9 protein-coding genes and 1 pseudogene are annotated in these 7963 nt (G+C 54.5%); all 10 read right to left on the bottom strand.

What is annotated here, in order from left to right:
- Positions 1-44: 44 nt before the first annotated feature.
- Positions 45-449, bottom strand: a pseudogene (locus DXA54_RS27165) (DUF4138 domain-containing protein); the annotation flags it as partial.
- A 54-nt stretch (positions 450-503) separates the two neighbouring features.
- Positions 504-1928 carry a conjugative transposon protein TraM gene (traM, locus tag DXA54_RS27160; RefSeq protein ID WP_120081147.1) on the bottom strand — a complete coding sequence of 475 codons (1425 nt, stop codon included), beginning with the start codon at positions 1926-1928 and terminating at the stop codon, positions 504-506.
- On the bottom strand, positions 1909-2217 hold the full coding sequence (locus DXA54_RS27155) for a TraL conjugative transposon family protein (RefSeq protein ID WP_032567516.1): 309 nt from the start codon (positions 2215-2217) through the stop codon (positions 1909-1911). Before DXA54_RS27155 ends, traM begins: the two co-directional genes overlap by 20 nt.
- 5 nt (positions 2218-2222) lie before the next feature.
- The gene (gene traK, locus DXA54_RS27150; RefSeq protein ID WP_120081145.1) at positions 2223-2846 is read right to left on the bottom strand and encodes a conjugative transposon protein TraK; all 624 of its coding nucleotides are present in this window, start codon (positions 2844-2846) and stop codon (positions 2223-2225) included.
- Between the two features lie 31 nt (positions 2847-2877).
- Positions 2878-3882 (bottom strand): conjugative transposon protein TraJ, encoded by a 1005-nt coding sequence (traJ, locus tag DXA54_RS27145; RefSeq protein WP_005643924.1) that lies wholly within the window; start codon positions 3880-3882, stop codon positions 2878-2880.
- Positions 3883-3885: 3 nt separating this feature from the next.
- On the bottom strand, positions 3886-4515 hold the full coding sequence (locus tag DXA54_RS27140) for a DUF4141 domain-containing protein (RefSeq protein WP_004308927.1): 630 nt from the start codon (positions 4513-4515) through the stop codon (positions 3886-3888).
- A 30-nt stretch (positions 4516-4545) separates the two neighbouring features.
- Positions 4546-4929, bottom strand: coding sequence for a DUF3876 domain-containing protein (locus DXA54_RS27135; RefSeq protein WP_008645944.1), 384 nt, complete (start codon positions 4927-4929; stop codon positions 4546-4548).
- 44 nt (positions 4930-4973) lie between these two features.
- Entirely contained in the window at positions 4974-7478 is a 2505-nt protein-coding gene (locus DXA54_RS27130; protein ID WP_120081143.1) for a TraG family conjugative transposon ATPase, read from the bottom strand.
- Positions 7475-7807 (bottom strand): DUF4133 domain-containing protein, encoded by a 333-nt coding sequence (locus tag DXA54_RS27125; protein ID WP_004311206.1) that lies wholly within the window; start codon positions 7805-7807, stop codon positions 7475-7477. Before DXA54_RS27125 ends, DXA54_RS27130 begins: the two co-directional genes overlap by 4 nt.
- A 10-nt stretch (positions 7808-7817) precedes the next feature.
- A partial coding sequence (locus tag DXA54_RS27120) for a DUF4134 family protein (RefSeq protein WP_120080949.1) occupies positions 7818-7963 on the bottom strand: 146 nt, incomplete at its 5' end.

The raw sequence follows: 7963 nt of genomic DNA, 5'->3' as shown, positions 1-7963 counted from the left end.
ATCACTTGCCAAAGTGATTATTATCAAGCCCCTATTATGGGCGCACTGAAGGTATAGAAACTCCCGTCCTCTGTTATCACGGACATATTGGTTTCGTTCGGGAAGTTCCTCACGGTAGCCTTCACGCGGATGACGTTCTCCGCTCCGTCGGCTTTGCCCGCAATCAGGACGGGCGAACCTAAATCGACGTAACGAACCTCCGAGGGGAAAATGACGTGGACGGTCTTGTCGTAGGTCACTTCCAAGCCGTGCGGAGGGACCATGCGGTCAAAGGTCAGCTTCTTTGTCAGCCCGTGATACAGGTCGCCGTCCGCCTCCTTCTGCGGATAGACCTCCTTTGTCAAGGTCGGTTGTTCACTTCCGTTGTCCTTTCCAACGGTTACGTTCTCCTGCGCGTTGGCAGTTACGATGCCCATAGCGAGGGCAAACATGATGATTACTTTTCTCATTACTTTGGATTTTAGTGGTAAATAAAAATTGGATTGTTGTTACTTTTTCTGTTTTCAATTCCTGTCCTGATAGAGCATTACCTTATACCCGGCTTTCAGATGCACCTTGACGGTACGCATCTTCTTGGCGATATACTGGCTTGTGCCTTGTATCAGCCCCTTGCCAAAATCGGAGGCAAGCTGCGCCCCTGCGTTGGTGGAGATATTGATGCTGCTGCCCAGCGAGCCGCCCATGTTGGCGGCAACCTCCCTGACGGCATTCATTTCCATCGAGTTGGGAATAAAGATACCGGGTTGCCCGTCCGTGTCATACACCGCCAGCTCCACCGGAATGATAGTGCCGTCATATTCCAACGACGTGATTCCTATGTCAAGCCGTTCGCCCTGAATCTTTGCTGTGCCTACCACCACCGCATTGCGGGGGATGATTTTGTCCGCTACCTCCATCGGCTCCAGCAGCCGGAGTTTGACAGCTTGCCCGTCGGTCACGCTCTGCGCCCCATAGACACACGCCGATATGGTGTTCTTGTCTGATACGGTCGTGACGCCCACCGCCGTATTGAAACTGCGGTTACGCTCCTGCGAGAATGAGGCGACAAACTCGGCGTTGCTCATCGGCTGTGAGAGCGAGGATACCACCTGATGCGTCACCTGCCTGACAGGTGCAGCCGTGTTCTTTCCGGCTTTCTGCACGGGGTAAGGCTCAGCCGCCTGTCCGACAGGTGGCTGTGTGCCGTTCTGTCCGCCCATGTACTTCGCCGCCAACTCGTAAGACTTCTCCATGAGTGCCACTTGGTCATCCATAGCGGACGCCTTGTCTTTCTCGCTCTCCAGTTTCGATTCCAGCGAGGCGATGCGCTCCAACAGTTCATCCATTTCCGCGTTGTCGTTCTTCGGCTGCTCGTAGAAGTTGCCGAGCGTGGCATTGAGGTCGCGGTAGGCGGCTGCGGATGATTGGATGGTTTTCGGAGCGGATGATGTTGATGTTGCTTCTTCCGCATTTCCGGGATTAGCAAGGTCGAAGTCCCTGCCGCCGTCCGTTTCCGCCACCTCGCGGTCGAACATATCGCCCAGTTCCTGCATGGCACGGCTGCGGTTCTCCTGCCGTTCTTCCATCGCCCCCTGCTCGTAGGCTTTCGCCTTGTCGCCGATGATCTGGCGGTTCGTCTTGTCCGCGTCGGGCATTTCGATGTTGTAACCTCCCGTCCCCGGTTGCTGCTCCTTGTCGGAAGACGGGGCGAATATCAGCCACATCGCCCCGATGAATACCAGCACCATAGCGGGCAACACTATCATTTTCTGACGTTTCAGCCTTTGGGCTTCGGTCAGCGGCTTGCGCTCCTTGGCTTTGCCTTCCTCCTTCGCGCCTTGGCCATTCAAGCAGGCTTGATGGCTCTCGGCTTGGCGTTGGTTCTTCGGTTTCCCGTTGTCGGGAGCCGCCTTGTTCTCGTTTTTAGGTTCATTCTTCGTCTGTTCCATATAAATAAGGTATTACATTATGATTGTTGTCCGGCTTTACGGACAGTTCCACTTGTCCGGCATGGTCTGTCACCATACGGCTGCCGTCATTCCTGCCGATGTCATAGACGGCTTTTCCGAAGGTGTAGAGGGCAAGCACCGTGAAGGCGGCGAGCATCGTCAGCACGATGCGTTTGCGTGTCTTCGGAGGCAAACCGTCCAGATAGCCTTTGAGCCTTGCCACCAGCATTTTCTTTTTGTCGTGGAGTTTCCAGTACGCACGCCAAAATGATTTCCTGATTTTCTTCATGTCCGTTACCTTTTGATGGTTTGTAAATCCTTGTTCTCGATGATGGTGAATCCCTCGATGGTGAACCCGTTGGGATTGTCGTCCGAACGGGACGAGTTCAAGAGGCGGCACGTCGGCACGAGGCTGCGCTCGGTGAGGCTGCTTTGTCTGATGATCTTCTGCGTGGCGTAGGTCACGGCACGGTAGGGATAGCCGTTGAAATCGCATACCACGCTGTCCACCTTCAGCACTTGGTTGATATTCCCGGCGATGATACGGTTGTAGTACCCCTTCTCGGCGAAGTCCGAATAGTAGTTGTACACGCTTTTGTCCGCTAATAGCAGGGCGCGTTTCACATTATGCTCTATCGCGCTCTTTTCGGGCGAGAGCGTGAAGAACAGCTCGTGGAAGCGGCGCACGTGTTCCCTTGCCTCCGCCGGACGGTTCTGCGACAAGTCCTGCGACAGAGCCAGCATCAGCGACTTGCCGTTGTCCAGCACGTAAATCTTTTCCCGTTGTCGCTCAGCGAAGCGGTAGGAACTCCACACGCTCCATACCGTTATCACGGCGCACAGCGAGAGGAAGACGATACCGAACAGGCGTATCTGCCTGAACGATGATTCGATGTTTTTGAGTGACTTAAATTCCATTGTTGTTTATTCGTTTTTAATTGTCAGTTGATTATTTCAGCAGTTTCCCGGCACGTCCGACCACGTTTCCTGCGGCTGCACCCGCCACGCTGCCCGCCATGCTTCCGGCTCGTCCTGCCGTCTGGTTCACGTTGCGACCGTAGCTTCCCATGCCTCCGGCTTGGATAATCCAGCCTGCCACCGTCGGGATGGTGAAGTAACCGATGATGCCGATTATCATGAAGACGATATACACCCCGTCGCTCGAATCCAGCGAAAAGTTCGGGTCAGCCTGCATCCGTTCGATGTCGCTTTGCAGCATCAGCACTTGGATTTTCGCCAGTATGGTGCTGAACATATCCGACACGGGCAGCCACAGATAGACCTGTATGTAGCGGCATATCCATTGCGTGAGCGTGCTTTGGAAGCCGTCCCATACCGATATGGCGAAGGCTATCGGACCGAGTATCGCCAGCACCACGAGGAAGAACGTGCGGATGGTGTCTATCACGAGTGCGGCGGCTTGGAACATCAGTTCCAATATCTCGCGGAAGAAGTCGCGGATGCCCTTCTTCATGTTGTACATCCCGCGCTCGATATACATCCCCGCCATCGTCACCATGTCGCCGGGCGACCAGCCCAGTTCCTCCAACTGTTTGTCAAACTCCTCGTTCGACACGAGGTAGGCGGTTTCGGGATTACGCATCATCGCCTCGTATTCCAGTTTATCCTTCTGCTCACGGTATCGGTTCATGTCCAGCGTTTCCGCCTCCAGCATCTTTGCCGTACCCTGCACGACGGGCGACATGATGCTGTTTATCGTACCTAATACCACCGTCGGAAAGAACATGATGCACAAGCCTATCGCAAAGGGGCGGAGCATAGGGAACACGTCTATCGGTTCGGCTCTCGCCAGCGACTGCCACACCCGGTAGGCGACGTAGAACAGCGCGCCCAGCCCGGCAATGCCTTTCGCCACACCCGCCATGTCCCCGCATAGCGGCATCATCTGCTCATAGAGCGAGCGCAGAATCTGGTGAAGGTTGTCGAAATTCATAGGCTACCAGTATCTTTCGTTCATGTTCCCGTACAGCCCCATGATGCGGTCGAGGTCGTTCTTCTTTTTTGCCCGCAGGTAGCTCACGCTGATGTTCTTGTTGGTGTAGTAGCTCACGAGGTTGCGGTAACGCTTCATCTTGGAGTAACAGCGTTCCACCACATCCATGCGCTCCTTGTCCGTCATGGAGAGCGTGGTGATGTTCACCACGTTCTTCAGTTCCGTCAGCACGTCGTTGGATTCCTCCAACAGCTTGGTGTAGCCAAAGGCGATGGCTCCCAGTTCCTCCACCGTGAAGTTGTCGTCACGCATCATCTTCTGGAAACTGGTCACATAGGTGTCGGTGATGTCACCCACCATCAGAATGGTCTGCTGCACCTTCCGGGCGTCCTTTACCAGATTGTTCACGGATTTGAGTGCGTCGTAATACTTCTTGCCCTGCTCGTAAATCTTCACGGTCTCTTGAAAATTTTTTATCATATTCTGGGCGGTCGTGGAAGTGTGTACCACGTTCTTCGAGGTGTTCACGATGCTCTGCGCGATGTTGGACGGGTCTATCACCGCCCACTGTGCGCTTGCCCTGCCGACTGCAAACAGGCACAGGCAGATAATAAGTGTTATTCTTGTTCTCATGTTACTTTGGATTTTAGTGGATTTCATTATTTATTGCTTGCCTATCGGATGGTCCGGTTTCGGGTTCACGCGCACATAGTCCCCGTTGGGCGAGAAGGTCAGGATGTCCGTTGCTTCGTTGTAGGACACGTCGATACGGAAGCCGGTGTTCATGAACAGGTTGCCGTTCTCTTCCTGCAAGAGATAGGTTTCCGGCTTCAGTTTGCGGCGCAGCCCGCTACGCTTGAACACCGTCACCTTATAGGCTTCGCCCTCCTTGTAGATAAGCACGTCGGGCTTGCCCTCTACGCTTTCCCAGTTTCCGCAAAGCAGGTCACGGCGGTTGTCCGCTACATCGCAGGATTGCAACACCATGACCGCCAGCCCGATTAAACACTTGCTGACTTGCAGCATTTTCGTTCTTGATATACTCATACGCATTTTCTTTTTTAGTTGATGAATCTGTTTTTACTTATTGCCTATTCCTTGTTTCTCCGTCTTTCGGCAAGCTGCCGGATGGCGGCTTCAATGTCGCCGCCCAGCTGCTCCGCCAGACGGTACACCTCTACTTTTTCCGTTTCTTCGGTGGTGTACGCCAGATACTCTTCAGCACTAACTTCGGTGGCATAGACCGCCGACTGCGTGCCGCCCAGTCCTATCCACACTTCCTTGTAGAGCCTTGACGGGTTGTTCGCCATGTTGATGGAGAGTATCTGCGACTTCTCCTTCTCCGTCAGACCCAACAGGGACTGTATGGCATCAAACTTGTTCATGTACTTCCGCTGGTCGAGAAGGATTTTGCAATCGGAGTTGTTGATGATGCTTTCCTTGACCACGGGCGAGGAAATGATGTCGTCCACCTCCTGCGTCACCACGATTGCCTCCCCGTAATACTTGCGCACGGTCTTGTACATATAGCGCAGGTATTCAGCCATGTTCGCCGAAGACAACGCCTTCCAAGCCTCTTCCACAATCAGTTGTTTCCTTACGCCTTTCAGACGGCGCATCTTGTTGATGAAGGCTTCCATGATGATGATGGTCACGACCGGGAAAAGCTCGCGATTCTCCTTAATACTGTCAATCTCGAAGACGATGAACCGCTTGCCGAGCAGGTCGATGTTCTCCGTGGAGTTGAGCAGGAAGTCGTAGCGTCCGTCCCGGTAATACTGCCGCATGGTGGTGAGCATATTGTCGATGTTGAAGTCGGACTTCTCCACCTTTATCTCACGTTCCGCCAGTTCGCGGCGGTAGTCGTCGCGCATATACTCGTAGAAGGTGTTGAACGAGGGAACGATGCTCCGGTCAGCCCTGATACGCTCGATGTAGGCGTTCACCGCACTGCCCAGTTCGCCGCTTTCCGTCTTCGTCACTTTGTCATCCTCCGACTTCCAGAGCGTCAGCAGCAATGTCTTGATGCTGTCCTTCTTCTCCACGTCGAACACGTAATCATCGGTGTAGAACGGGTTGAACGAAATCGGTTTCTCCTCCGTGTAGGTGAAATACACGCCATCCGCCCCGTTTGTCTTGCGCCGGATCATCTCGCACAAGCCCTGATAGGAGTTTCCCGTGTCCACTAATACCACGTGCGTACCTTGCTCGTAGTATTGCCTCACGAGGTGGTTCATGAAAAACGACTTGCCACTGCCCGAAGGACCCAACACGAACTTGTTGCGGTTGGTCGTGATGCCCCGCTTCATCGGCAGGTCGCTGATGTCGAGGTGCAACGGTTTTCCCGTAAGCCTGTCCACCATCTTGATGCCGAAGGGCGATAATGAGCTGCGGTAGTTGGTTTCCTCCGTGAAGAGACACACCGCCTGCTCAATGAAGGTGTGGAAACTCTCTTCCGCCGGGAAGTCCGCCGCGTTGCCGGGCATCGCCGCCCAGTAGAGCGTCGGGCAGTCGATAGTGTTGTGGCGGGGGACGCACTCCATGCTGGCAAGCTGGCTGCCTACGTCGTTCTTGATATGCTTCAGTTCCTCCGCGTCATCGCTCCATGCCATGACATTGAAGTGAGCCCGTACCGAGGTCAGCCCGTAGGAATGGGCTTCGTTCAGGTACTGGTCTATCCACTCGCGGTTGATGCTGTTGCTCCGGCTGTATCGGGAGAGCGACTGCATATTCCTCGCGGACTTCTCGAATTTCTGCAAATTTTCCTCGCTGTTGTCGATAATCACATACTGGTTGTAGATGTGGTTACAGGAAAGCAGCAGCCCCACGGGGGAGGCGAAGGAGAGGCGGCAGTCCGAACGGTCGGTGGAGAGTTTCTCGTAGCGGATGTCGGTAGCCACCTTTCCGGGCATATCCTCCGCGTTGGAGAGGGTGTGCAGGCACAGGCGGTTGTCACCGATGCGCATTTCCCTTGCCGAGAGGTCGATGTCTTGCAAGGCCGTGTCGCCTTCGGGCATGAGCGAGAAGTAACGCTCTATCAGCCCAGCGGACTTCTCCGTCCCGACAAGCTCGTCGGTGGAGAGGCGGCGCAGCCTGACAAAGCCGCTGTCGTTCATGATGCGCTCGAACTGTTCGGCGGCTTCCATGAACTTCCCGGCGGTTTCCCTGTCCAGCTCCTTCGGGATGATATGTCCCCGGCACAGCGTACTGAAGTTGCTCTGCATCCGGTTACGTTCCTTCGTCGTCTTGGTCAGGTAGAGATAGCAGGAGTGTTTCAGGTACGGACGCTCGTTGAAGTGTCGTTCAAAGGAGCGGCTCAAAAAGCTCATGTCATCCTTTTGCAGTTCCGGCTTGTAGCGTTCCTTGATGAACCAGTCCTGCTTATGCACGACGCAGAAGTCCGGCAGCACCTTGATAGCCTTGCACCAGCAGCCGTGTATTGCCTCGTACTCCGCGCCTGTCACGGTATAAAGCTCCGGCAGTTCCACCTCGAAAGCCACCGTGATGTCGGCGTCTTTGGAAATGATGCAGCCATGCTCCACCGACAGCAGCGGGAACTTGTTTTCCAGTGTTGTCATTTTGGATGTATTTCTCATGTCGTTTCTTCCTTTCGTTGCCGTTTGAGTAATCGGGTGATCCGCCGTCGGTTGATAAGGTATCGGGGATGGCTCCTTGCCGCTCCCAATTTCATCAGCCCGTGTTCGCCGTACCGGGCGTTCAGCGCGAAGGTCTGCCATACGAGGACGGAAGACGATGCCGCGCCGAAGCCGATACATATCCACTGGTCGATGCCGACCATATAGAGGATGACGAACAGGACGAAGAGAGCCAGCAGACCTCCGCAGAAGATGAAGAGGTACTGAGCCTTCAAACCCTTGAACTCGACCGGACGGCCGATACCCTTGTTTATCGGGTATTCAGCCATACATTGTTTATTAAAGGAAGAATGAGCGCAGGATAGTCGCAGCGACAATCAGGAAGATACAAGCCCCGAACCATGAGGCGGCTGTCTTGCTCGTGTCGGGGTCGCCGGACGAGTCGAGTAGGTCAGCCCCCTTACGGGAGCTTTCCCCTCTAAGAA

The sequence above is a fragment of the Bacteroides sp. OF03-11BH genome, from assembly GCF_003604005.1.
GTDB classification, from domain to species: Bacteria; Bacteroidota; Bacteroidia; order Bacteroidales; family Bacteroidaceae; genus Bacteroides; species Bacteroides ovatus.
Note: the sequence above shows the minus strand (reverse complement) of the source record. Positions and strands in the feature narration are given on the sequence as shown.